Here is a 24,179-nt window from a genome sequence, read left to right on the forward strand (position 1 = left end):
GTTAAGCCCCGGTGCGCCTATGGTACTGCCTTCATCGGTGGGAGAGTCGGTCGCCGCCAACCCTATGCCTTCCACGGCCCCCCGCGACTTCGTGCTGCGGGGGGCCGTGTTGCGTTCCCCCCCCCCCCGGCAGCGTGGCAGCGCTCAGGCTCTAAGGGGCCCCTCCTGGCCCGGCCGCAGCCTCCGGCCTGGGAGAAGCCTGCATATATTGTTTATTAGTACAGGTAGTTATTGCAGGCTTTAATAACTGCTGACAAGCTAAAGTCAGCCTATATATAGGCTGACTTTGTAGAATCAGAATATGCCCCCATACTGCGGCTAATAAATGCTTCCATAATACCTTCGCTTCGTAGCTGTAGGAACTGGAACCAGTCTATCCCAGCATTAAAAAAGCCCTTTCCTATACATTATATGGAGAGGGCTTTTTTAATGCTGGGATAGAGCAGCAAATTACCGTAATCGGTCCATGCTACGGACTAGTTGCTCGTCGCGACGGATGAAACGATTAGCTAGAAGGTTGAGTAGCAGAGCCAAGGTAGGGAGGTAGAAACCGGCTTCGAAGTTGCCGGGTATCTTCACATTAAGAAGACGCTCCCCAATCCCGGAGTAATAAAATCCTGCCCCGATGCTGCCTACTATTAGAAGAAAGTTTACCATGCCAAGCTTAAGCTGGTTGAATCGGTTGCGGTACTGAAAAATTTCCAGGAGTGCTACCACCGCAGACAAAGCTGATAAGGCCGCAATAGGCCAGGAGTTAATAGGAACTGACCTGCCAGCACCAGACCCGGCATAGGAGAGTTTGGTAGCAGTCAGGACAAGTGTTTGCTGGCTAGCTGGGTCAGTTTTGCTCCAGATGGGGAGGAACAGTACGCTTAGCATAGCCAAGGCCAGCAACAGAAGGAACACGCTTTGGATTCTTTGTATCATCTTTGTGTTTTGCAAGTTCTGCCCACCATTACACTCGCTGGCAGGTGGGCAAAAGTAGCCAACAACAACCGGAAAAACCGCATTCTATACAATGCCTACTGCATACATCGTGGACGCCGTCCGCACCCCGATTGGTAAGTTTGGCGGCGCTTTAAGTAGCGTCCGTCCCGACGATATGGCTGCTCACGTGCTGCGTGAACTGTTGCGTCGGAACTCTTCTCTTGATAAGACAGCTATTGAAGATGTGCTGATTGGCGCTGCAAACCAAGCCGGGGAAGACAACCGCAATGTAGCCCGAATGGCTGCCTTGTTAGCCGGGCTGCCTATCACGGTGCCTGGAGTAACTCTCAACCGCCTTTGTGCCTCAGGGCTACAGAGCATTATGGACGCCGCGCGAGCCATTAAGGCTGGTGAAGGGGAGGTGTATCTGGCCGGAGGAGCCGAAAGCATGACGCGGGCACCTTTTGTGATGGCAAAGTCGGCTACGGCTTTTGCGCGTGATTTTACGGCGCATGATACTACCCTGGGATGGCGCTTTGTGAATCCGAAGCTAGCCAAGATGCACCACCCTTACGCTATGGGGGAAACGGCTGAGAACGTAGCGCGGAAATATGGTATCAGCCGGGAAGAGCAGGATCAGTTTGCTTTCAACTCGCAGCGCAAGTACCAGCGAGCATTCGAGAAGGGGCGGTTCCGGCGGGAGATTGTGCCCGTTTTCATTCCACAGCCTAAGGGGGATACGGCATTATTCGACCAGGATGAGCCACCACGGTTATCTAGCTTAGAGAAGCTAGCTACACTTAAACCAGCTTTTCAGGTGGATGGTACCGTAACGGCAGGCAACTCGGCGGGCATTAACGATGGAGCCGCCGCCGTATTGCTGGTTGACGAGACGGCGTTAAAGCAGTATAACCTGAAGCCTCTGGCACGGGTAGTAGCGTCAGCAGTAGCGGGCGTCGATCCGGCGTATATGGGGCTAGGTCCGGTGCCGGCCACACGCAAGGTATTACAGCGAGCAGGCCTGACTCTGAATGACATTGATCTTATTGAGCTGAATGAGGCATTTGCAGCGCAAAGCATTGCCTGTATCCGAGACCTAGAGCTTAACCCTGATAAGGTGAACGTGAACGGTGGCTCTATTGCAATTGGTCATCCGCTCGGGGCAAGTGGCTCCCGAATTACTGCTACGCTGCTACACGAGATGCAACGCCGCGATGATGTACGCTACGGGCTGGCTACCATGTGCGTAGGGGTAGGGCAGGGTGCCGCCGTGATTTACGAAAAGCTGTAAGTAAGACGCCACGTTGGGCCTGGCCCAATGCTGCGCTTTCCTATGTCAGCCTCCGTACTCGCGCCCGTGCTTCCCCTGCCTCTCAGCAGCGCCCGACTGCGCCCCTGGAGGCCATCGGATGCAGCTGCTCTGGCGCGTTATGCCAACGACCGAAAGATCTGGCAAAACTTACGTGATACCTTCCCGCATCCTTACACGGCCGAGGATGCAGCCTACTTCCTCGCGCTGGTGGCTGATAATCATCAGGATCTGCATTTAGCCATTGACGTGGCGGGCGAAGCTGTTGGAAGTATCGGAATACACTTCAAAACGGACGTGCGGCGACGCTCAGCCGAAATAGGCTACTGGCTGGCCCGAGAGCAGTGGGGGCAAGGCCTCGCCACGGCGGCAGTCCGGGTGCTGAGTGACTATGTGTTGGCGCATTTTGACATCTGTCGCCTGTACGCGGTTGTGTTTGCTTCTAATCCAGCTTCCGGGCGTGTGCTGGAAAAGGCGGGGTATGAGAGGGAAGCCTGCATGAAGCGCAGCATTGTAAAGAACGGGCAGATGCTGGATTCTTTTCTGTACGCACTGGTAGTATAGAAAACCTGCGCTGACGTAGTTGCCTATCGAAGCCGCTTTCCGGCAGATCCCAATACGCCTAGCTCATTACTAGTTCTTCTTACCCTCTACGTACCCACGTGCGCTATTTTCTTCATTTGGCTTACGATGGCACCCAGTATCACGGCTGGCAGATTCAGCCTGGCGTTATAACGGTGCAGCAGCAACTGGACCGTTGCCTCTCCCAAGTATTGCGGCAGCCGGTGTACTCCCTAGGCAGTGGCCGCACTGATTCCGGGGTTCATGCCAGCCATCAGGTGGCTCATTTCGATGCAGAGTTGGCATCTGAGCTCGATGTGCCTACGCTTCTGTACCGCCTCAACCGGGCCTTACCCCGCGACATTCGGGCCCAAGCCCTGCACCCCGTGCCGATTAATGCGCACGCCCGCTTCGATGCGGTGGCCCGAACCTATGAATACCACGTGCGGCTCACGCCCGACCCATTTGCACCCAACTTCAGCCTTTATCTGGACCGGGCCCCCGACGTAGCGGCCATGAACGAGGCAGCGGCGCTGCTCCTGGGCACCCACGACTTTACCAGCTTCTCGAAGGTGAAAGGCAGTGAGAAGCACTACATCTGCACGTGCTTTGAAGCGGGCTGGCACGAGGTACCCGGTGGTCTGGTATTCCGAATCCGGGCTAACCGTTTTGTGCGAGGCATGGTGCGGCTCGTGGTCGGAACGCTGCTTACAGTAGGCCGCGGAAAGATGAGCCCTGAGGCATTTGGAGAAACGTTTCGCAGCCTCAACCGGGTGCATGCCAGCGGCGCCGCCCTCGCCAACGGGCTATTTCTCTGCCGAGTGGAATACCCGGCGGAACTGTTGCAGCATGTAGCACTACCTGCCGGTTTGCCGTACTTCTCACAAGTATAGGCCTCCAAAGCCGATAAGAGCGGCGCGGCTGGATTAGTTACCACTAACTCCTAGCGCCTTAGTACAAATGCGCTTCTAGCCTGTTACTACCTCACCCACCTCCTCTCACACTATATGGAGCAAGCTACAACGGCTACTAAAAGCGGTAATATCTTCGACTGGCAGGTACTGCGCCGGCTAGTGGCATACGTGCGGCCGTATCAGAAAATTTTCTACTTCCTGATCTTCCTCACAGTGGCCACGGCCGTGCTGGGTACGCTACGGCCCTTCCTGATTCAGCGGATGGTTGACGTGACGATTGAGCAGGGCGACTGGGCGGGGCTAAACCGCATGTTTGGGCTGCTGTTGGTGCTGCTGGTGGCTCATGCCATTGTCAGCTACCTGCAAACTTATTTCGGCGGCTGGCTGGGGCAGTACATCGTACGTGACATTCGCGTGGATCTCTACAAGCATATTCTGGACCTGCGGCTGAAATTCTTCGATAAAACTCCCATCGGGGTTCTGGTAACGCGCAATATTTCCGACGTAGAAACCCTTTCCGACGTGTTTAGCGAGGGGCTGGCCGCCATGATTGGCGACATCCTGCAGCTGGTATTCATCGTGTCGTTTATGTTCTACATTGACTGGCGCCTGACGCTGGTGAGCCTGTCGGTAATTCCTCCCTTGCTGTTCAGCACCTACGTGTTCAAGGAAAAGGTAAAGAAATCGTTTCAGGAAGTACGCACGGCCGTGGCTAACCTGAACTCCTTTGTACAGGAACACCTGACGGGCATGAACGTGGTACAGATCTTCAACAACGAGGAGCGGGAGTTGCGTAAGTTCAAAGCTATTAACCAGGAACATACGCGGGCCAACATCCGGTCCGTGCTGTACTACAGCATATACTTTCCTGTGGCCGAGGTGCTGGCCGCCGCCGGTGTTGGACTCTTGGTGTGGTATGCGGCGCAAGGGCAGATAGAAGGCACTATTTCCAAGGGGGCCCTCATTGCCTTTATCATGTACAATGCGCTGTTCTTCCGGCCTATCCGCCAAATTGCCGACCGGTTCAATACCCTGCAGCTAGGGCTGGTGAGCACAGAGCGTTTGCTAAAGCTGTTGGATAGCAAAGAGCTGATTGCCGATAATGGCACGTATACCCCCACCAACCTGCGCGGCGACGTAGATTTCGAGCACGTGTGGTTCGCGTACAACGACGAGGAATGGGTACTGCGCGACGTCAACTTTTCTATCAAAGCCGGCCAGACGTATGCCTTTGTGGGAGCTACCGGGGCAGGTAAAACCAGCATTATTAATCTGCTGAGCCGCTTTTACGAAATCAACAAGGGGACCATTCGTATTGATGGCCTCGATTTGCGCGAGTATGATCTGAAGGATCTGCGGCGCCATATTGGAGTAGTGCTGCAGGACGTCTTCCTGTTTGCCGGTACCATCCGCGACAATATCACGCTGGGCAAAACTGACATTACCGATGCGCAGATCTGGGAAGCGGCCGACTTGGTAGGAGCCCGCCGCTTTATTGAGCGCCTGCCCGGGGCTCTCGACTATCAGGTGATGGAACGCGGGGCTACGCTTTCTGTGGGACAGCGCCAGCTCATCAGCTTCGTGCGGGCTATGGTGTATCAGCCGCGAATTATCATTCTGGACGAAGCGACGTCCTCTGTTGACTCTGAAACTGAAGAGCTGATTCAGGAAGCCATTGACAAACTCATGCAGGGCCGCACTTCTCTGGTAATTGCTCACCGCCTGAGCACGATTCAGAAAGCTGATCAGATCATTGTGCTCGATAAGGGTGAAATCAAGGAAGCAGGCACGCACGAGGAGCTATTGCGCCATCAGGGATTTTACGCTACCCTCTATCAAATGCAGTACAAAGGAGTGCTGTCGTAGGCAAGTGAGGCAGGTGTATTCTGATACTTATCTTTGGGAGTACTCTTTACTCCATTGGTCTTCTCTTCAACTGCATGAATAAGATTTTCCTGGCGCTGGCCCTTGTATTGGTTGTCGGTTTCTCGGTAGCATATTGGAAGATGGGCGGCCTTAAGGCGCCTACTATTGCCGTAGAAACCACCACGCAGCCTTACTTCCTGGCGGGCCGCTATTACGAAGGCCCCGCTAATGATGAAGCTTTCGGCGACCTGACCCGCCAAGCTTATCAGCTGCGCAAAGAGGGTAAGCTCCGGGGCGACTTTGGGAATATCTTTTATAACAGCCCTGAAACATCCCGCGATGCAGCCAAGGTGTTCGTGGGTATTGTGGTGGCCGATACTGCTTCGCAGCAACTGCCTGCTGACTACCGTTACCGAACCTTTGCGGCAGGGCAGAAGGTAGTACACGCCCAGATCGATGCTAGCTACCTAGTGGCTCCCGACAAGCTGTACTCAGGCATTAAGGAATACGCGGCGGCTAATAAGCTTACTCTGCAGAATGTGTACCTGGAGCGTTTCCCCGAAAAAGGAGAGCCCGAAGTACTAGCGGTTGTGAAGTAGTAGTTCCCAATACGTACCCGTCCGTTCCGTATCTGTTGGGATGGGCGGGGTTCTAACAAGGAGCCGGTGAGGGCATAAAAAAACCGCCTGCCGAACCAGAGTTCCGCAGGCGGTTTCAAAGAAGAGAATACCAGTGTCGGGGTGGCAGGATTCGAACCTACGGCCTCTACGTCCCGAACGTAGCGCGCTACCGGGCTGCGCTACACCCCGAAATTCTGCGCTAGCCTGTGCGCAGACGAGGTATTCTGTTTGTTTTTCAGCTTAGCCGCCTAAAAAAGCCGCCGAACCTAAGTTCAGCGGCTTTCCCGGACAGTAAACTGTTCCGTCGGAGTGGCAGGATTCGAACCTACGACCTCCAGCACCCCATGCTGGCGCGATACCAGGCTACGCTACACCCCGATAGAATTGTGGCACAAATGTAAGCAAGCCATCAACGTTTTTGCAAGCTTTGCATTACTTTTTTCTTTTAACGGGCAAATCATTTTTAGTTTCTATGTGGGCTAAAAAGAGTACTGGCTTATCTTTGTGCTAGTTAAGTGGAAGTGGGTGCGGACGGCTTATACACTAAAAAATTGGCTGGCGCGCTTCTTGCTTCTGCCGTACCACGGCTGGGTGCGTCTTAGCCCGGGTTGGAATGGGGCTGCGTGCTTTTGTAGGCGGCGTATCGATTACAGTCTTTTATTAGAAACGCGTATGAAAACTTTTACTTTCTGGGGGGGCTTGCTGATACTGCTTGCTTTCGGGCAGCGTGCTGCACACGCGCAAACCAAAGCAGCGGCCTCTGCTACGGCTGTTACAGCCGCTACGCCGCCAGCCCTTATCACGGATAAGATGGCTGACCCAACACCTAATACCGAGGCATTAAAAGTACGGGCCGAAGCCAACCCGCTTACCAAACGACTAACGGTGCGTACTAATGCTACCGGGCCAACCCGGATAGAGCTCAACGGTACGGATGGACGTCCCATCATTACCCGCGACTTGATTTCGGGCGAGGACGCGGCCGTATTGGATGTGAGCGGCTTATCGGCCGGGACTTACATTGTACAGTGCACCTCCGGCGAGCGGCGGGGGCTGAAACGAGTAGTAGTAGGGCAGTAGAACACCCGTTGTTGTGAAGCCAGGCTCTTAGCAAACAAAGCCCCCGCGTGCAGTGCGGGGGCTTTGTTATAGGGTAGCTGGGCTTCTATTCCTGTCCCGGCAAGTTGCTGGTAACTTGCGCCATGCCAGCTTACGCTTCCTCGTTTTGCAACTGCCGTTCGTAGAGTGCCCGGTAAAGGCCGTTCTCGTTTTGCATCAGGGCTTCGTGGGTGCCGTGCTGCACAATCTGGCCATCGTCGAGCACCAGGATTTCGTCGGCGAGCTTCACGCTGCTGACCCGATGCGAGATTATAAGGCTGGTACGGTTGTGCATAATGCGCTGCAGAGCACCCAGAATGGCGTTTTCGGTATTGGTATCCACCGCCGACAGGGCGTCGTCCAGAATCAGGATTTTGGGCTCCTTTACCAGAGCCCGGGCGATGCTCACGCGTTGCTTCTGGCCACCGGAGAGGGTAATGCCCCGCTCTCCTACTTTCGTATCGAAGCCTTCGGGAAAGCGCGCAATGTTTTCGTACACGTTGGCATCTTTGGCGGCCTGGAGCATTCGTTCCTCGTCCGGTGCATCGAGGCCGAAGTTAATATTGTTGCGGATGGAGTCGGAAAACAGAAACACATCTTGGGGCACGTACCCAATCTGGCTGCGTAGAGAGTGAAGCGACAAGTCGCGCACATCTATTCCATCAACCAGGATGCGGCCGCTGGTCACGTCGTACAGGCGCGATAATACTGCGGCCACGGTGCTTTTGCCGGCACCGGTGTTGCCAATAACAGCCAGTGTTTGCCCCGGTCGGATGCGGAACGATACGTCGCGCAGGGCCTGAATACCGGTATCGGGATAAGTGAAGGTAACGTGGTCGAAAACAATGTCGCCCTTAAGGTCCAACTCCAGATTCTGGCGTGATACAATATCGGTTTGCTGGTGCATAAATTCGTTGATGCGCGCCTGCGAGGCTTCGGCGCGTTGCACCAGGGAGCTGGTCCAGCCCAGGGCAGTTACGGGCCAGGTAAGCAGGTTTACGTAAATCAGAAACTCGGCAATGCTGCCAGTAGTGATAGTGCCGCGAATCACTTCCTGCCCGCCCAGCCATACTGTAAAGATGGTGCTCAGGCCAACCAGAAACAGAATCAGGGGAAAGAACAGCGAGTTCACGAAGTTCAGGCTCAGCGACTTTTCCTTATAGTGCTCCGACGCCTCGGCAAACTGCCGGTGCGAGTCCTCTTCCCGCACAAACGACTTCAGCACCCGAATGCCTGAAAAGGCCTCCTGCACGAACGTCGTCATGGAAGCCAGAGAACGTTGAATCTCGTCCGACTTCTTTTCGATCAGGTTATTGACGTAAAATATGCTCACGCTCAGGATGGGTAGCGGTAGCAGCGTGTAAATAGTCAGGCGTACGTTCACCATGAACATCAGCGGCACAATGAGCACGAACAGAATCACCAGCTGCATGAAATACATCAGGGCCGGCCCGATATACATGCGCACCCGCCCGACGTCCTCCGAAATCCGCGACATCAGGTCGCCGGTGCTGTGGCGGCGGTAGAAGCTCAGGGGCAGACGCTGGTAGTGCTGGTAGATTTCATTTTTCTGGTCATTCTCTACGTGCCGGCTCATCACAATGAGGGTCTGGCGCATGAAAAACAGAAAGATGCCTCGCAGCAGCGCCATTACCAGAATCAGCACTCCGTAGAGCAGCACATTGCGCCCGAATAGCTCGTACACCTCGCTTTGGGCCCGGGTGCCGGCGTAGAGGTGATAAAGGTCGATGCCTTCGCTTACCAGATCAAAAGCATAACGCACAATCTGGGCTGGGAAGATGGCGAGCAGTGTGCTCAGCGCCACAAACAGCACCCCACCCAGGAAGTGCCATTTATAGCGCAGCAAGTATACGTTGGTAGCGGAAAGGGCGCGCACAGAGCAGAAAATTAGAAAGTGGAAAGACAGCCGACCGGCGTCTGGCGTTGCGGGAGGGGTAGTGCCTCATCTCACTGACGGAAACCAGGGCCCGATGGCTACTACCAAACAGATTTGTAATAACCCGAGCAAATGAATAGGAGTTTGGCAACTAGTAAGTTAAAATACTAGGCAAGGGGTTTGGTGGGGCCATGTGTACCCGTCTAACCTATTCGTTGCCAAAGTTCTAAACTCCCGGAAAAGACGGTTTACGGATGGTTGAAGTCGGAAAATCGGAGTACTTTTGCACCCGCATTGCGGGAAGCCTCTACGGAAAAGAAGCTGCGTACGTACCATTGCACAACGAGGAAACAGCCACTGAGAGCCGTCATTCGTTTAACGTACTACACAGCAAGGTTTTCGGGGGCTGCTGCAAAGGTACACTTGGTGAGGTGCTGAAACAGGGCAACAGGAAAGTTTGCGTGGCAATAACGCAAACGGGACCGTTGAGACACCGGCCTCGCCAGCGCACTATTTCTCCTCTTCACCACCTCACCACCCAAGGCATGGTAGAAACGAAAGTGTTGACCGAAACGTCGGTCTTCGGGCAAGTTGCCGAGTATCAGCATGAGCAAGTCGTGTTTTGTCATGACCACGAGACGGGCCTGCGTGCCATCATCGGCATCCATAACACAGTGCTGGGCCCGGCCTTGGGCGGCACGCGCATGTGGCACTATACCTCCGAGGCAGAGGCCCTGAACGATGTGCTGCGCCTTTCGCGGGGCATGACGTACAAGGCCGCCATTTCGGGTCTGAACCTAGGTGGGGGCAAGGCCGTTATCATCGGCGACGCCAAGACTATGAAGACCGAGGCCCTACTGCGCAAGTTTGGCCGCTTTGTGCAGAACCTCAACGGAAAGTACATTACGGCCGAGGATGTAAACATGACCACCAAGGACATGGAGTACATTCGCATGGAAACCAAGCACGTGTCGGGCTTGCCTGAGAGCATGGGCGGCAGCGGCGACCCCTCGCCCGTGACGGCCTACGGGACCTACATGGGCATGAAAGCCGCCGCTAAGAAAGCCTTCGGCTCCGACTCGCTACAGGGCAAGCGCATTGCGGTGCAAGGCGTGGGCCACGTGGGTACCTACCTGCTGGAGTATCTGCAGAAAGAGGGCGCCCAACTAGTGCTAACCGACTACTACGAAGACCGCGCCCTGCAGGCCGGTGCCCGCTTTAGTGCCAAAGTGGTGGGTCTGGACGAAATTTACGACCAGGAAGTGGACATCTACTCGCCCTGCGCCCTGGGTGCTACCCTCAACGACGACACGCTTCGCCGCCTGAAGTGCCAGGTAGTAGCGGGCTGCGCCAACAACCAGCTGGCCGATGAGAACGTGCACGGCCCTGCTCTGGTAAAGCAAGGTATCATCTATGCTCCCGACTTCCTCATCAACGCCGGTGGCCTGATTAACGTGTGCTCCGAGGTACAGGGGGGCAACCGCCAGTCGGTGATGACTCAGACCGAGCGTATCTACGATATTACCACCCAGGTTCTTGCTAAAGCTGAGCAGGAAGGCAGCCACCCCCAGGCCGCCGCTACCCGCCAGGCTGAGGAGCGCATTGCCGCCATTGGCAAGGTTAAATCAACATACTAAACAGCGAGTGAGTGAATGAGTGATTGAGTGCAGTGGTTGTTCCCATACGCTATTCGCTACCTCACTCATTCACTCATTTACTCATTCACTTCTCACAGAATGCTCAACCGTCGCACGCTTCGCATCAAGGTCATGCAGGCCCTGTACGCCTACCATCAGGCCGTCGGGTCCGATTTTTCATTGGCTCTTGACCAGATTGCGGATGCCTTCGCGCCCGATTTGAACTCACCAGAGCCGCAGGACCGCAAGCAGTTGCAGGGCCAGCGCAAACTGGCTGAGGTCATTTTTAAAGAGTGGCACAAAACGGGAGCGGACCCCGAAAAATCCGACGACGCGGACGTAGACGCCGCCGTGCAGGACGCCATTACGTTCTACCAGAAGGCCGTAGCCAAGGACGCTTCTTACTACGGCGGGCAGATGGTGCACGCGGCCGAAAGCATTCACGACCAATACCTGCACCTGCTCAACATTCCGGAAGCCCTGCTGCAGGTAATTGAGGAGGAGAAAATCCGTGACTCGCGCCGCTTTACGGCGGCCAAGGAGCCTCTGCTGGATACCACGCGCCTGCAGGAAAACCCGGTGCTGGAAAAGCTCATGAACAACCGGCAGCTGCAGGACCTGACGATCCGCCGGTCCGTGAAGTGGCACGGCGAGGACGAGTTGGAAGCCCTGCGCAACGCGTGGCGTAATGAGATGAAGCAGGATCCGGAACTGCTGAGCTATCTGGCCGCACCCGCCGGCAACTACCAGGAGGACCAGGAAATTCTGAAGCACCTCTACAAAACCTACGTGTTCAAGGGGGAAAGCCTGCCGGCCTACATTGAGGAGGACGACCTGAACTGGGAGGAAAACCGCCCCATTGTGAAAAACCTGGTGGTGAAAACCATTAAAATGCTCGATGAGTCGGCCGACGAGAATCTGGTGCTTATGTCACTGTCCGCCAACTGGCAGGAAGACAAAGAGTTTGCCGAGAGCCTGTACAAGCAAACCCTACAGGACGACGAGAAATACGAGAAGCTGATTGCCGAATCAGTGCAGAACTGGGATGTGGAGCGCGTGGCCCTCACCGATAAGATCCTGCTGAAAATGGCCCTCTGCGAGATGCATCTGTTCCGGGCTATTCCGGTGAAAGTGACCATCAACGAGTACATCGAAATTAGCAAGATGTACTCCACGCCCAAGAGCAAGCAGTTTGTGAACGGGATTCTGGATAAATTGGCGCAGGATCTGACGGCCAGCGGAGCCATCCGCAAATCGGGCCGCGGGCTGCTGGACAATCAGTAAGCTCACGGACCGGGTGAGGTAGGAGAAGCAGATAATATTCTGAATTTTCTATATCCTGCGCCCTCGTTCTACGTATTTATCTCGACTCCCTACCTTCTTTTCCACCCTCGTACTCATTTCTCTCCATCATGGGTAGCAAAACCACCACCGGCATTCTATGCTTCGCCGGCGGCGCCCTCACCGGGGCCGTTATCGGACTTCTGTACGCCCCTGAAAAGGGCCGTGAAACTCGCAGCTGGCTGAGCTACCAGTTGGAGAAATACCGCGAAACCCTCGCCGACCTGACCGAGAACCTAGTGACCAGCCGCGCCGACCAGGGCCCCAGCTCCGCCAAGAGTGAAGGCCAGCGGGTAATTCAGGACGCCAAGAGCAAGGCCGAGCAGTTGCTGGGTGATGTTGATCAGCTTATTAACCAGATCAACTCGCGGAAAACGATTTAACCAAATGCAGTAACGTACGGATGTGCTGATGCGCTGATAGGCAGGTAGCTGCCGGCAGCACATCAGCACATCTTCATTTTTAGTACCCGCCAAGGATGGGTACCTTTGCGCAACATGGTGGGACGCCAGTACCGGGTAGCTTTGCGGCCGGCTGGCGGTACTGAAAGAGCGTGCCTGCTACCTTCAGCAGCGGCCCCTAACTTCTCAGTTTGCCTGCCCCAGATTAGCCCATTAACCCCAACTCAATAGAATGCATCTCATCACTCTCATTCCCGGCGACGGCATTGGCCCCGAAATCACGAAAGCAGTAACCGATATTTTCGCGGCGGCGCAGGTGCCGGTGCAGTGGGAGGAGCAGAACGCGGGCCAGACGACCTTCGACCAGTCGGGCGAGCTGCTTCCGCAGGCTTTGCTCTCGTCCCTGGAAAAGAACAAGGTAGCGCTGAAAGGCCCCATCACTACGCCCGTAGGCAAAGGCTTCCGCAGTATTAACGTAACGCTGCGCCAGAAGTACGACCTCTACCAGAACGTGCGCCCCTCGAAAACCACCGAGGGCATCCAGACGCGCTACTCGGGCATCGACCTGGTGCTGTTCCGCGAGAACACCGAAGGCCTGTACGCCGGCCTGGAAGTGTGGGATGAGCACAACGGCATTGGCGACTCTATTGCCCGCGTAACCGTGGCAGGCGCCCGCAAAATCTGCCGCGCCGCCTTTGCCTACGCCGCCAAGCACGGCCGCAAAAAGGTAACGCTGGCTCACAAGGCTAACATCCTGAAAGTGCCCGGCAAAATCATGCTGGACGCTGCTCAGGAAGCCGCCCGCGAGTTTCCGCAGATTCAGTACGAAGACAAGATCATTGACAATATGTGCATGCAGCTGGTCGGTAAGCCCGAGCAGTTTGATGTGATTGTGACCACCAATCTGTTCGGCGATATTCTTTCCGACCTGTGCGCTGGTCTGGTGGGTGGCCTGGGGGTAGTAGCCGGCGCCAACATCGGCGACGAGATGGCCATTTTTGAGGCTGTGCACGGCTCCGCGCCCGACATTGCCGGCCAGGGCAAGGCCAACCCCACTGCCCTGCTGCGCTCGGCCCTGATGATGCTGCACCACATTGGGGAGCATGAGCACGCCAACAACATCGAGCGGGCCCTGGAAGCTACCCTGAAGGACAAGCAAAAGTGCACCGGCGACCTGGGCGGCTCGGCTTCGACCAGCGAATTCGCGCAGGCTATCATCGAAAACCTGAACAAATAAGACCCCAGATTCAGCGGTTGAGCTAAACGGACTAGACGGATAGGAGAACAGATAGAAAGAAGCCCAAGGCCACCTGCTATAGCGCCTATCCGTTCTATCCAGCAAGGTATCCGCTGTATCTGTGGGCTATCTGCGGTTAATGCCGTACTTTCACGAACGGTAAACGTCTTTTGTAGTAAGCGACTGACCTGCACACGTCAGCGCCTTTTTCTGACCACCATGAAACGCAATCTGTTTTCAGCTTTTCTGTTCTCTGGCGCCCTGCTGCTAGGGGCTTGCAACAATAACAAAGGTGAAGTTGGCGCCGAGGGCATGAATGCCGCCGCTGCCAACGCCAACGAGGCCGTGGCGAACCCCGTGGTGGACAACCCGAACGTGACCAACGAAACCGAGGCCCCTAACCCGAATGCTCCGGTAATGACCTTCGCCGTAGCCGACCACGATTTCGGCGACATCAAGCCCGGCGAAGTGGTAAAGCACACGTTTGAGTTCACTAACACCGGCAAGTCGCCGCTGCTGATTGAAAACGCCACGGCTTCTTGCGGTTGCACTACCCCCAACTGGACGAAAGAGCCCATTGCCCCCGGCGCTAAAGGCACCATTGATGTGCAGTTTGACTCGCACGGTAAAATGGGCATCCAGAACAAGGAAGTGGCTATCCAGGCCAACACCCAGCCCAGCATCACCAAAGTAGTTATCAAAGCCAACATTCTTTCCGACGGCCAGAATGGCCCGACTCGCTAGGTCTGGCCTGCCCGTAACAGAAGTTAGAAAGTAAAGCAGGAGCTGGCGCCGCTAGCCGGGCTTTATCTTTCTAACTTCTTTGTTTTCCCGCTGATATTTCTGCTCATGTTTGCCACCCTTCTTCTCCAAGTCGCCCCTTCTGCTACCAGCGGCCTGATTTCCTACCTGCCCCTCGTGGCTATGGTAGTAGTAATGTACTTCTTCATGATCCGGCCTCAGCAGCGGCGCTCCGCCGAGGCCAAGAAATTCCGCGCGTCGCTGGGGAAGGGTGCCAACGTGGTAACCATTGGCGGCCTGCACGGCAAAATCGTGGACGTGAGCGAGGAAACCGTAACGGTAGAAGTAGACAAAGGCGTGCGTCTACGCTTTGATCGGGCTTCCATCGCCCGGGAGGTGGTTAGTAAGAGCCCGTCTCCGGCCGCCTAACGCCTCGTGTCGGGATGCCGCCGCAGCCGGCGGCCGATTTGTTCACTTTAGCTGCTTGCCTTGTGCCATCTGTTCGTCCGGGCCGTGTACTGCGCTGGTTTATGTACCCGTTCTACGGGCAGGAGCGGAGCTATTGGCGGGCCGTTACGGTGTGTTTTCTGGCGGCCAGCACCTTCTGGCTGCTCAATGCTCTGAATAAAACGTACACTACCCGCATTACCTACCCCCTGGCCTGGCGCTACGACGAAAGCCGGTTTATTCCGGTACAGCCCTTGCCCCGGGAGGTGCCCGTGAACGTTACGGGGCGGGGCTGGAAGCTGCTGCGCCGCCAGCTGATGCTGGACGTGAAGCCGGCCGAGCTGACCCTGAGCACGCCCACCACCACACGCTACGTCACGGCGCGCACTATTCGGCCGGCGTTGCAGCAGGCCATGGAAGGACTACAGTTCAACTACCTGCTTTCCGATACGCTGTGGGTAGAGCTAGACCGCCTCATCAGCCGGCGGCTGCCACTGGGCCTGAGCCCCGCCACCGATGGTGCCGCTCTGCCTTATGCTGCCCGCTTTGAGCCCGCCAGCGTGGTGTTCCGGGGGCCGGCCAGCAAAGTGAACACGCTGCCGGCTCCCTACCCGGTACACTTACCCCAGGCCCCAGCCGGTTCCTCCACCGGAGATATTCGCGTACCCATCGGAGGCCCCGACCTGGTGCAAACCAACGTGCAGGACGTGCGCGTGCGCCTGCTGCGCCGCCCCGTGGTAAATATTCCCGTGGACGTAATCCCCGAGCTGCTGGACGCGCCCGTTGGCCGGCAGTATCGCTTCGCGCCCGCTACGGTGCGGGTGCGGTTGCAGTTTTTCCCCGAAGACACCGTTGGTTTCCAGCGTGAGCAGGTGCGGGTGCAGCTGCACTACGGCCAGTTCACCAACCGCGACTCCAGCCTACAGCCGTTTTTGTCGGAGAAACCCGCCCGCGCCCGGGGCTACCTGCTGCTGACGCGCGGTGTGCGGGTACAGCAGGTAGAGTAGCCGCACATCCCCCGTCTTATCAGAAAATACATGCGAACCATTGGAATTACGGGCGGAATTGGCTCGGGGAAAAGCGTGGTATGCCGCCTGTTTCAGGTGCTGGGCGCGCCAGTGTACGACTCGGATGCCCGCGCCAAGTGGGTTATGGCCCACGACCTCCAGCTCCGCGACGAGCTGCGGGCCGCCTTCGGCGTGGAAACGTTTGATGCTCAGGGCCAGCTGAACCGGACTTACTTGGCCCGCGTGGCCTTTCCTGATCCGGTTCAGCTGGCCCGCCTCAACGCTCTGGTGCACCCCCACGTAGGCCGCGACTTCGCCGACTGGACGGCGGCCCGCCGGGCGCAAGGCTACCCCTACGTGCTCAAGGAAGCCGCTCTGCTCTACGAATCCGGCGCCTACCAGCAGTTAGACCGGATCATCACTGTTTTCGCCCCGCTGGAAATCCGGCAGGCGCGGGTGCTGCGCCGCGACCCGCACCGCACGCCGGATGATATTCAGAACATCATCGGCAAGCAGATGAGCGAGGAAGAAAAGATGCAGCGCGCCGACTACATCATCCGCAACGATGAGCAGCACCTGCTCATTCCGCAGGTGTTGCAGTTAGATAAAGAGTTTAGAAGCTGAGCAGTGATACGGTGAGGTAATGCTTGAGTGAGTTGCTGGGCTGGCACGACGAGGACGCAGGACGCGCCAGCCTAAGAAAGTCATAAGCCCTTGACGTTGGCGCGTCAAGGGCTTATCACATTTCTGGGGGTACTACCTCACGAAGGCGCTACCTGAGCAAATCACCGAATGATAGGGCTGCGCTCGAAGGGACGGGTACGGTCAAACTGGTAGCGGTAGGTGATGTGAGTTTTGTAGATGCGCGCCCCAATGGAGCGGGTCACGGCCAGCATACGGGGGTTAAAGTCGCCAATCCAGTTCATCTCAATGTCGGTGTAGCCGGCGCGCATGAACTGGGCCCGGGCGTGTACCATCAGTGCCGATTCAATGCCCTTCCCTTGCCACGCGGGTACTACCCCGAAGATGACGCCAAACATTTTCTTGTCGGGGCGCTGGTCGTACTTGCGCTTTTCCCACAGGAAGCGCAGCTTGCCCCACAGGTTGAAGTGGCGACCTACGTGCTTGAAAATCTGGTTTAGCTCGGGCAGGCTCACAAAAAAGGCAATCGGCTCGTCCTGGTGGTAGGCAAACCAGAGCAGCCGCTCATCCACCACGGGCTTCATCTCGCGCACCAGGTCGCGGGCCTTGTCCAGAGACATGGGATTGACGCCGCTGTGGTTGGCCCAGGCCAGGTTGTAGACGTGGTGAAAGTCGCGGGCCAGCTTTTCGGCGTCGCGTTTGCGGGCGTGCTCAAAGCGGAAGGCTGGGTACTGCTGCGCGTATGTGGTGGCCGCCCGTCCGAAGCTTTCGTGCAGGGGCACGGCTACCTCCCGGTAGCAGGTGTACTGCTTGAAATAAACCTGAAAGCCGTAGTTTTCAAATAGGTGCTGGTAGTACGGCGCGTGATAGAACATGCCGTAGTTGGGCTCAGTGAAGCCCGCCGTCAGCAGCCCCCAGTACCGGTCCCGCTCGCCGAAGTTGATGGGGCCATCCATGGCGGCCAAACCGCGGGCCAGCAGCCACTGCCGGCTGGCTTCAAACAGCTCGTTGGCCGCGGCTTGGTCATCGATGCACTCGAAAAAGCCCATGCCGCCCACGGGATGAGCCGGGTCAGGCTGGGGCGTTGCGTGGTTGATAAAGGCCGCTACCCGTCCGACTACTACCCCCGCACCATCTACCAGAATCCAGCGGATAGCCTCTCCGTGGGCAAAGTTATGGTTGCGCTTGGGGTCGAACACAGCTTCGATTTCGTGGTCGAGGGGAGCAATCCAGTTGGGGTCGTGCTGATAGAGGCGGGCGGGCAGATCCAGGAACTGACGAATATGCTGGGCGGTGGTAACTTCAAGCAGGGGCATTCGGGGGAGAATAAGCAGAGTTCAGGAAAAGGGTGCTGCCAGGCTAGCCGCTGGCAGCCAAGTGGAAGGCGTTACAACCCGGGGCGGCGCAACACGGAAAGGATAAGTATTCCATCGACGCGCCGGCAATATACCTCCCGGCCGATAGTAGTGGGGTAGGGGCTGGGGTGCCAGCGGTAAGTAGTCAGGAAATAGCGGGCCTGCGCCAGAGGCACCAGCCGCAAGCGGGCACGGTCGGCGGGAGAGAGCAGCAATTGGGCGTTGTGCAGCATCAGGCCCGTGCGCGGGTCGGTGGCAACGGGTACGCGGGCACTGGTGTCGTGGCGCAGAATCCACTCCAGCCCTTCCCGGCCCGAGAGGCCCCAGTAGTCCCGCTCGAACAGCCGGCCGGCCGCGGCTCCGGGCAGGAAGCTGTAGTACAGGTTCTGGTAGGGATGGTCGGCGGCCATGCGCCAGAGCGTGTGGCCTACCCCCAGCGCCAACAGGCCAGCTACCCCGTACCCGAGGCGGCGCGGGCCTGGCCGCGCCGTGGCGCGCCAGGCCCGCCAGCCCGCTTGCAGGCCGCGGGCCGCCAGCAGCAGCAGGGCCGGGTACACAAAATACAAGTGACGCCACCCATCATACAGCACCGAATGCAGCACAATGACCGCTAGCAGAGGCCCGAAGAACCACGCCAGCAGCAGCAAATCGGTTCGCCCGACCGCTGTAGCCAGCCATGCCCAGGGCCGGCGGATGGCTTGGGTAGCTACTACCCCCACGCCCAGCCCGAAGAGGAGCAGGTAGGGTAGGGGGGTAGTGACTACCAGCCATACCGGCGCGTAATGCCAGGGCAGGGCCCGGATGGAAATTTCCTCGCCTAGATAGAGCGTGAGCATATCAGCGCGGTAGCGGCGGAAACTGTTAAAGGCTTCTAGAAAGTGGTCGAGGGGGTGCTCCCACAGGTAAGGCCAAGCCAGCACTACCACCGCGGCAGTTAGGGGAAAAAACAGGGCCAGCGTCTGAAGTAGCGGGCGGCGCAGGGCAGGACGAAACCAGGCTTCCAAGCTGGCAACCCCCAGCGTCAGGCCCAGCAGCAGCACGCCCATGGTCCGTACGTCGATGGCTGCTCCGGTGGCCAGGGCGTGCAGGGCCGCCGTGCGCCAGGTCGGCTGCCGCCGCCACCGCAGCAGCGTGCCCACGCCCAAGGTGAAAAACCCGAGAAACACGGGGTCTTTGTAGTTGTAGAACGATTCGGCAAAGAGCCGGGGCGTGAGCACCAGCGCGGCGGCCACCAGCAAGCCCCAGCGCCAACCGCCGAGGTAGCGGGCCGCTACCCGGTAGAGGGCGTAGGTGCCAGCCACGCAGGTCAGCCAGATAACTAGGTGCCGCAGAAAATACACCTCGCGCGAGTCCTCGGCCCCCACCACTTTCTCCAACACCACCAGCGGCAGCTGAAACAGCACTCCGTGGTCGGTGTCCTGGTTTTCGCTCATGCTGGGAATCTCGGCGAAGGTAGGCTGGCGGCGGGCCAACTCCGGAGCCAGGCGCAGGGCCACGTACTTGGCATTGATAACGCCGTTGAGGCGGTCAAGCTGCTCATCCCAGCCCACCCCATAGTCGCGGTGCAGGGCCGCGCCCAGCACCACCAGCAGCCCGAAAAAAGCTCCTACCGTCCAGCGTCCCCGAGGGCTGGCAGCGCGGACCGCACGCGGAGAAGCAGGAGTTGGCATGAGGGGCAAGGGTAGGAAAGCGGAAAACGCAGCTAAATTCGGCAAATCATTTTCAACTCTCTATTTCCGACTGCGGTGCTGCGTTCCATCCCTCGCGTTATCTGGCTGGTAGCTGCCCTGCTGCTGGCCTTGCGGCTGGCCCTGAACCTGGGCCTGAACCCGGGGTTGGAGTGGAACTACGACGAACGCCGCAACGGCCGCATTGCCGACAACTACCTAGCCGGCCGCGGCTACGTTAGCATCGACCCTGAACGTAAGCAACTGCGCCCCGATTCGTTTCACGCAAGCTTTCCGGTGCTGCTGTACGTGGGCTGGAGCCGGGCCGGACTGCCGCGCCACTACTTTACCCTGCTAGTCTACGCGGTGGCGGCAGGCTGCTACCTGCTGGGCGGACTGTACGTGCAGCGCACCCTGCGCTACTTCGGGCTGGCTCCCAGTGCTGCCTGGGCCGGCGCCGGGCTTTGGGCCGTGTCGCCGGGGGTGGTGTACTACGTGGGAGCCTTCTGGTGGTACGAAAACATTGCCCTGCCTCTGCTAATTGTGGTCATGTATAAGCTGCTGCGCCTGCACGGCGGCCGGCCCCTGCGCTGGCTTGATGCCATCAGCATCGTAGGGGCCGTGGTGGTGTCGTGTCTGCTGCGGGGCTACCTGCTGGCGGTGTACGCAAGTTTATTTGCCGTCTGGCTGGGACTTATGCTGCGGTCCGCCGCTGCTCCGCGCCGCAGGGCCTGGGGCTTGAGCTTGGCAGTGCTGCTGGCCCTGGGCATGGCGCACGTGCCCATTCTGCGCAAAAATTACCAGCAGTTCGGAGCCTACATTCTCAGCAACCAGGCCGGGTTTGAGCTTCTGCAAGGACATAACCCCGTAGCTCAGGGCCGCTTTATGTTCGACTGGGACGATCGGACGCGGCCCTTTGACCAGTACGTACGCGCCGCCATTCCCGACCTCGACTCCCTAGACCAGTACCAGGAAAGTCAGGCCCGGGCCCGGCTGGCCCGGCGCTGGGTAGCGGCTCATCCCAGCGAGGAACTACGGCTGTGGGGGCGCAAAACCCTGCTGTTTTTCTCACCCGAAAACTTTGTGGCCGATGCGCCGCGCACGTCCTGGCACCCGTTCACGGCCCTAGTGCACCTGGCCTTTTTCGTGGCGTTGCTCCTGACAGCGGTGCGCTACCGAGGCCTGCGCTTCCAGGCCCCCGACGCGCTGCTGCTCACCCCGCTGGTGGCTACCTGGGTGCTGAGTCTGGTATTTTTCGTGGGGTTTCGGTGGCGGTTCTTTGCCGAGCCGGCTCTGCTCTTATTTCCCCTGGTGGTGGGATACCGGCTGCGCCATCGGCTGACCCTCGGCCCGTCGAAAAATGGATAGCACCCGGGCCCCGTTCGCTTGAATGATGAATACTTCTACCCCCACGCTAGCGGTCTGCGGCGGGGTGCGCCGGTAGGCCGTAATGAAGTAGCGACCAGCCGCCGTGGGGTAGGGCTGCCACTGCTGGTCGGTGGCACCCAGACTAAAAACAAAAAAGGACAGCCGTTACCGACTGTCCTTTCGTGGGAGATACTGGGTTCGAACCAGTGACCCTCTGCTTGTAAGGCAGATGCTCTGAACCAGCTGAGCTAATCTCCCGTGGGGTACGCGTAAAAAAGAAGTGGGAGATACTGGGTTCGAACCAGTGACCCTCTGCTTGTAAGGCAGATGCTCTGAACCAGCTGAGCTAATCTCCCATGGGCGTGTCCCGTTTGGGATGGCAAATATGGGAGGTCATTTTCGAATACGCAACACTTTCCCCCATCTTTAGGCCAAGAAATTTCGCTGGTTACCCCCGGTAGCAGGGAAAACTACTTGCCAGTCAGAAGTTTCGGGGAGAAAATACGGTGAGCAGATTTCTTAAAATTTCTTTTCTGACCCTGGTTGCGCTACTCGGTAGTGTGATAATAGGAGTGTGGCTGGGGCAGGAGCACATCATTGCCTTGTTCGTGCAGGCCCTGAACCGCCACTTGCAGGTTCCGGTGCAGGCCAGCCGCCTGGAAGTGTCGGTGCTGGACCAGTTTCCGCACCTGTCGGTCACGCTGCACGACGTAGTGGTGGCTGGCTCAGTGCCTGCTGATACCATGAAGCTGGCCCGGGCCCGCCGCCTGTACTGCGCCTTCGACGCCTGGGACCTGCTGGCTGGACGTTACCGCATCCGGGCCGTAACTCTGGCCGATGCCCAGGTGCGGGTGCGCCGCAACGCCCAGGGCTTGGGCAACTACCACGTGCTACGCCCCGATACTACGGCCCCTGCCATGGCGGTGCCGTTTGATCTGGAACTGCAGCGCGTGCAGCTGGAGCGGGTGCAAGTGCTTTACGAAGATGCGGCCCGGAAGCAGCACTTGAGCCTGCGCACGCCGGCGCTGCGGGCCGCGTTGGTTATCACGGATACGCAGGTGGATATCGTGGCCCAGGGCACCGCCCAGGTGGAGGTGCTGCGGCTAGGTTCGGATGCGTATTTCCAGCGTAAAGAGGTGGTCGTAAGCACGCGGCTAGTGGTCAATCGGCCCGCGCAGCAACTCACTATTTCTTCTTCGCAGCTGCACATCGGGCCGGCGGCGTACACCGTGGCGGGCACCATTGACTACCGGCGTGCCGCTCAGCTTAACCTGCGGGGCGAGGCCGTCGGCGCCGATGTGCAGTCGGTACTGGCCCTGCTGCCGCCCCGCCTGGCTCGGCCCCTGACCGACTACCAGAGCCGGGGACAGGTTTACTTCGGGGGCACGGTGCGCGGGGAGCTTTCCGGGCGGCATAATCCGGTAGTGAGCGTGCAGTTTGGCTGCCGGGAAGCATCTTTTTTTCACCCCCGCTACCGACAGGCGGTTGACCACGTGAGTCTGCGCGGCTCCTTCACCAACGGCGCCGCACATTCGGCCTCAACGGCCTTGCTGACGCTCAGTGGGGTGCAAGGCCAGCTCAGTGGGCGGCCGTTCAGCGGCAGCCTGCGGTTGGAAAACCTGCGGGATCCTTCCGTGCGGCTACAAATGCAGGCCGATGTGGACGTGGCTCGCGCGCTACGCTTCTTGCCGGTGGCGGCGGTGCGAGCGGCCCGTGGCACGGCCGTGGTGCAACTGCAGCTGAACGGCCGGCTGCGGGAATTGCGCCAGCATCCCACGTCCGCTCAGGCCGCTGGCCAGCTGCTGCTGCGGAATGTGCACGTACAGCTGCGTGACTTCCGACACCCCTTCTCGGACCTAACCGGCCGGTTGCAGCTGCAAGGAACCGACGTAGCGGTGCCGGCCTTGCGCGGCCGGTTGGGCAACTCGGACTTCCGTGGCCGCGGCACTCTGCGCAATGCCACTAGTTGGCTATTGGGTGCCCGGCAACCCCTGCGCTTGGAAGCAGTAGTAGCCAGCCATGTACTGGACTTTAACCAACTGCTCTACACTTACCAGCCAGCGGGTGGTGCCGGGACGGATAACAGGAGGGATGCTTCCGGCGGGCTGCGCGTACCAGCCGGCATTGCCTTCAGCGTGCAGGCCACCGCTAACCAGCTTCGCTTCCGGCGGTTACGCGGGCGTCAGCTGCGCGGTAGTGTGCGGCTGCAAGGACAAGTGTTCAGCTCGTCGGGACTGACGCTCTTGGCGGCCGGAGGGCAGGCCAGCGTGCAGGGTACAGTAGATGCTCGCCAGGCCAACTTGCTGAAAGCTAGTACGGTAGTGAGTTGCCAGCAGGTGCCCCTCGACAGCCTGTTCTACGTGTTCGAAAACTTCGGGCAGGACTTTATAACCCAGCGCCACCTGCGCGGTAGCCTAACGGCCCGGGCCGAAGTGGACTCGTACTTCGACCAGCACCTGACCCCGCTTACCGACCGCCTGGAGGCTGAAGTGCACGCCACCGTGCGCAACGGAGAGCTGCTCAACTTCGAGCCCCTGCAGAAGCTGAGTTTCCTGGCCAGCCGCGCCACCCTGCGGCACCTGCGCTTTGCCGAGCTGCAAAACCGCCTCTACATCCAGAGCCGCACCGTGTACGTACCCGAAATGGATATTCGCTCCAATGTGAAAGCCGCTTCCCTGATTCGGGTTACGGGCACGCATACCTTTGACCAGCAATTAGATTACCACGTGCGGATTCCGCTGTTGCCGGGGCTGTTGCCAACGGTTGCCGCCCGCGCTGAAGGGCCTACACTGCGGTTAGCTATTAAGGGCGATGAACAGAATTTTACCGTTCGCTACGAGCGAGGCGTGCGCGCGCCCGCAACGCCGGCCGAGGCTGGTTCGGGACGGGTGCCCCCGGCCGCGGCCGCTCCGGCCTCGGCCGCGGAAGCGGCTACGCCCGCAGCGGTACCCAAGCCCAGCTTCCAGCTCAAGAAACCCGTTAGAAAGCCCGCGCAGCCCCAGACCGGCGAGTACTTCGATTTTTAAGCGTTAAGGGCGGCACTTGTAGAATGAGCAGAGACAGCGCCGTGACTATCAGGGGAGTACGGGGGCGTAGGCAGGACCGCAGGGCAGCCTCGTAGGGCAGGGGGCAAAGACGGGGCTA

At 58.4% G+C, this 24,179-nt stretch carries 20 protein-coding genes and 4 tRNA genes; 16 read left to right on the forward strand and 8 right to left on the reverse strand.

Annotation, left to right across the window (positions count from 1 at the left end):
- Nucleotides 1-450: 450 nt before the first annotated feature.
- Nucleotides 451-927 (reverse strand): DUF4293 domain-containing protein, encoded by a 477-nt coding sequence (locus tag K3G63_RS18705; protein ID WP_220615667.1) that lies wholly within the window; start codon nucleotides 925-927, stop codon nucleotides 451-453.
- Nucleotides 928-1,018: 91 nt separating this feature from the next.
- On the opposite strand from K3G63_RS18705, the gene K3G63_RS18710 reads away from it, so the two are divergent.
- From K3G63_RS18710 to K3G63_RS18730, 5 genes are all read left to right on the forward strand, one after another.
- Nucleotides 1,019-2,218: an acetyl-CoA C-acyltransferase gene (locus K3G63_RS18710; protein ID WP_220615668.1), complete on the forward strand. Its 1,200-nt coding sequence runs from the start codon at nucleotides 1,019-1,021 to the stop codon at nucleotides 2,216-2,218.
- 42 nt (nucleotides 2,219-2,260) lie between these two features.
- On the forward strand, nucleotides 2,261-2,800 hold the full coding sequence (locus tag K3G63_RS18715; protein WP_220615669.1) for a GNAT family N-acetyltransferase: 540 nt from the start codon (nucleotides 2,261-2,263) through the stop codon (nucleotides 2,798-2,800).
- 98 nt (nucleotides 2,801-2,898) lie between these two features.
- On the forward strand, nucleotides 2,899-3,690 hold the full coding sequence (truA, locus tag K3G63_RS18720) for a tRNA pseudouridine(38-40) synthase TruA (protein ID WP_220615670.1): 792 nt from the start codon (nucleotides 2,899-2,901) through the stop codon (nucleotides 3,688-3,690).
- Between the two features lie 114 nt (nucleotides 3,691-3,804).
- Nucleotides 3,805-5,577 (forward strand): ABC transporter ATP-binding protein, encoded by a 1,773-nt coding sequence (locus K3G63_RS18725; RefSeq protein WP_220615671.1) that lies wholly within the window; start codon nucleotides 3,805-3,807, stop codon nucleotides 5,575-5,577.
- Between the two features lie 74 nt (nucleotides 5,578-5,651).
- The gene (locus tag K3G63_RS18730; RefSeq protein ID WP_220615672.1) at nucleotides 5,652-6,176 is read left to right on the forward strand and encodes a hypothetical protein; all 525 of its coding nucleotides are present in this window, start codon (nucleotides 5,652-5,654) and stop codon (nucleotides 6,174-6,176) included.
- 136 nt (nucleotides 6,177-6,312) lie between these two features.
- Here K3G63_RS18730 and K3G63_RS18735 read toward each other — a convergent pair.
- A tRNA-Pro gene (locus K3G63_RS18735) sits at nucleotides 6,313-6,386 on the reverse strand.
- Between the two features lie 115 nt (nucleotides 6,387-6,501).
- Nucleotides 6,502-6,575, reverse strand: a tRNA-Pro gene (locus K3G63_RS18740).
- Between the two features lie 294 nt (nucleotides 6,576-6,869).
- Between K3G63_RS18740 and K3G63_RS18745 the strand changes: the two genes are divergently transcribed.
- Entirely contained in the window at nucleotides 6,870-7,277 is a 408-nt protein-coding gene (locus K3G63_RS18745) for a T9SS type A sorting domain-containing protein (protein WP_220615673.1), read from the forward strand.
- A gap of 130 nt (nucleotides 7,278-7,407) precedes the next feature.
- On the opposite strand, the gene K3G63_RS18750 is transcribed toward K3G63_RS18745, so the two are convergent.
- A complete protein-coding gene (locus K3G63_RS18750) occupies nucleotides 7,408-9,192 on the reverse strand; it encodes an ABC transporter ATP-binding protein (protein ID WP_220615674.1) in 1,785 nt (594 codons plus the stop codon).
- A 545-nt stretch (nucleotides 9,193-9,737) separates the two neighbouring features.
- Between K3G63_RS18750 and K3G63_RS18755 the strand changes: the two genes are divergently transcribed.
- The 8 genes from K3G63_RS18755 to coaE all read left to right on the forward strand — a co-directional run bounded on the left by K3G63_RS18755 (nucleotide 9,738) and on the right by coaE (nucleotide 16,627).
- Complete coding sequence (locus K3G63_RS18755; protein ID WP_220615675.1) at nucleotides 9,738-10,829, forward strand: Glu/Leu/Phe/Val dehydrogenase dimerization domain-containing protein; 1,092 nt, start codon at nucleotides 9,738-9,740, stop codon at nucleotides 10,827-10,829.
- 99 nt (nucleotides 10,830-10,928) lie between these two features.
- Nucleotides 10,929-12,113, forward strand: a complete 1,185-nt coding sequence (nusB, locus tag K3G63_RS18760) for a transcription antitermination factor NusB (RefSeq protein WP_220615676.1) — start codon at nucleotides 10,929-10,931, stop codon at nucleotides 12,111-12,113.
- Between the two features lie 128 nt (nucleotides 12,114-12,241).
- Nucleotides 12,242-12,553 carry a YtxH domain-containing protein gene (locus tag K3G63_RS18765; protein ID WP_220615677.1) on the forward strand — a complete coding sequence of 104 codons (312 nt, stop codon included), beginning with the start codon at nucleotides 12,242-12,244 and terminating at the stop codon, nucleotides 12,551-12,553.
- A 250-nt stretch (nucleotides 12,554-12,803) separates the two neighbouring features.
- Complete coding sequence (locus K3G63_RS18770; RefSeq protein WP_220615678.1) at nucleotides 12,804-13,808, forward strand: isocitrate/isopropylmalate dehydrogenase family protein; 1,005 nt, start codon at nucleotides 12,804-12,806, stop codon at nucleotides 13,806-13,808.
- Nucleotides 13,809-14,027: 219 nt separating this feature from the next.
- Nucleotides 14,028-14,552: a DUF1573 domain-containing protein gene (locus tag K3G63_RS18775; RefSeq protein ID WP_220615679.1), complete on the forward strand. Its 525-nt coding sequence runs from the start codon at nucleotides 14,028-14,030 to the stop codon at nucleotides 14,550-14,552.
- Nucleotides 14,553-14,657: 105 nt separating this feature from the next.
- Complete coding sequence (yajC, locus tag K3G63_RS18780) at nucleotides 14,658-14,978, forward strand: preprotein translocase subunit YajC (RefSeq protein ID WP_220615680.1); 321 nt, start codon at nucleotides 14,658-14,660, stop codon at nucleotides 14,976-14,978.
- A 62-nt stretch (nucleotides 14,979-15,040) separates the two neighbouring features.
- Nucleotides 15,041-16,003 (forward strand): hypothetical protein, encoded by a 963-nt coding sequence (locus K3G63_RS18785; protein WP_220615681.1) that lies wholly within the window; start codon nucleotides 15,041-15,043, stop codon nucleotides 16,001-16,003.
- A gap of 30 nt (nucleotides 16,004-16,033) precedes the next feature.
- A complete protein-coding gene (gene coaE / locus K3G63_RS18790; RefSeq protein ID WP_220615682.1) occupies nucleotides 16,034-16,627 on the forward strand; it encodes a dephospho-CoA kinase in 594 nt (197 codons plus the stop codon).
- A gap of 161 nt (nucleotides 16,628-16,788) precedes the next feature.
- Here coaE and K3G63_RS18795 read toward each other — a convergent pair whose 3' ends face one another.
- Nucleotides 16,789-17,961 (reverse strand): GNAT family N-acetyltransferase, encoded by a 1,173-nt coding sequence (locus K3G63_RS18795; protein WP_220615683.1) that lies wholly within the window; start codon nucleotides 17,959-17,961, stop codon nucleotides 16,789-16,791.
- Nucleotides 17,962-18,032: 71 nt separating this feature from the next.
- A complete protein-coding gene (locus K3G63_RS18800) occupies nucleotides 18,033-19,670 on the reverse strand; it encodes a hypothetical protein (RefSeq protein WP_220615684.1) in 1,638 nt (545 codons plus the stop codon).
- A gap of 75 nt (nucleotides 19,671-19,745) precedes the next feature.
- Between K3G63_RS18800 and K3G63_RS18805 the strand changes: the two genes are divergently transcribed.
- The gene (locus tag K3G63_RS18805) at nucleotides 19,746-21,035 is read left to right on the forward strand and encodes a hypothetical protein (protein ID WP_220615685.1); all 1,290 of its coding nucleotides are present in this window, start codon (nucleotides 19,746-19,748) and stop codon (nucleotides 21,033-21,035) included.
- A 183-nt stretch (nucleotides 21,036-21,218) separates the two neighbouring features.
- Here K3G63_RS18805 and K3G63_RS18810 read toward each other — a convergent pair.
- Together K3G63_RS18810 and K3G63_RS18815 are read right to left on the reverse strand one after the other, a co-directional pair.
- A tRNA-Val gene (locus tag K3G63_RS18810) sits at nucleotides 21,219-21,293 on the reverse strand.
- A 23-nt stretch (nucleotides 21,294-21,316) separates the two neighbouring features.
- Nucleotides 21,317-21,391: transfer RNA gene (locus K3G63_RS18815), tRNA-Val, on the reverse strand.
- A gap of 204 nt (nucleotides 21,392-21,595) precedes the next feature.
- Between K3G63_RS18815 and K3G63_RS23105 the strand changes: the two genes are divergently transcribed.
- Nucleotides 21,596-24,061: an AsmA-like C-terminal region-containing protein gene (locus K3G63_RS23105; protein ID WP_220615686.1), complete on the forward strand. Its 2,466-nt coding sequence runs from the start codon at nucleotides 21,596-21,598 to the stop codon at nucleotides 24,059-24,061.
- Nucleotides 24,062-24,179: the final 118 nt, after the last annotated feature.

The organism is Hymenobacter sp. HSC-4F20, assembly GCF_019599275.1.
Classification (GTDB): domain Bacteria; phylum Bacteroidota; class Bacteroidia; order Cytophagales; family Hymenobacteraceae; genus Hymenobacter.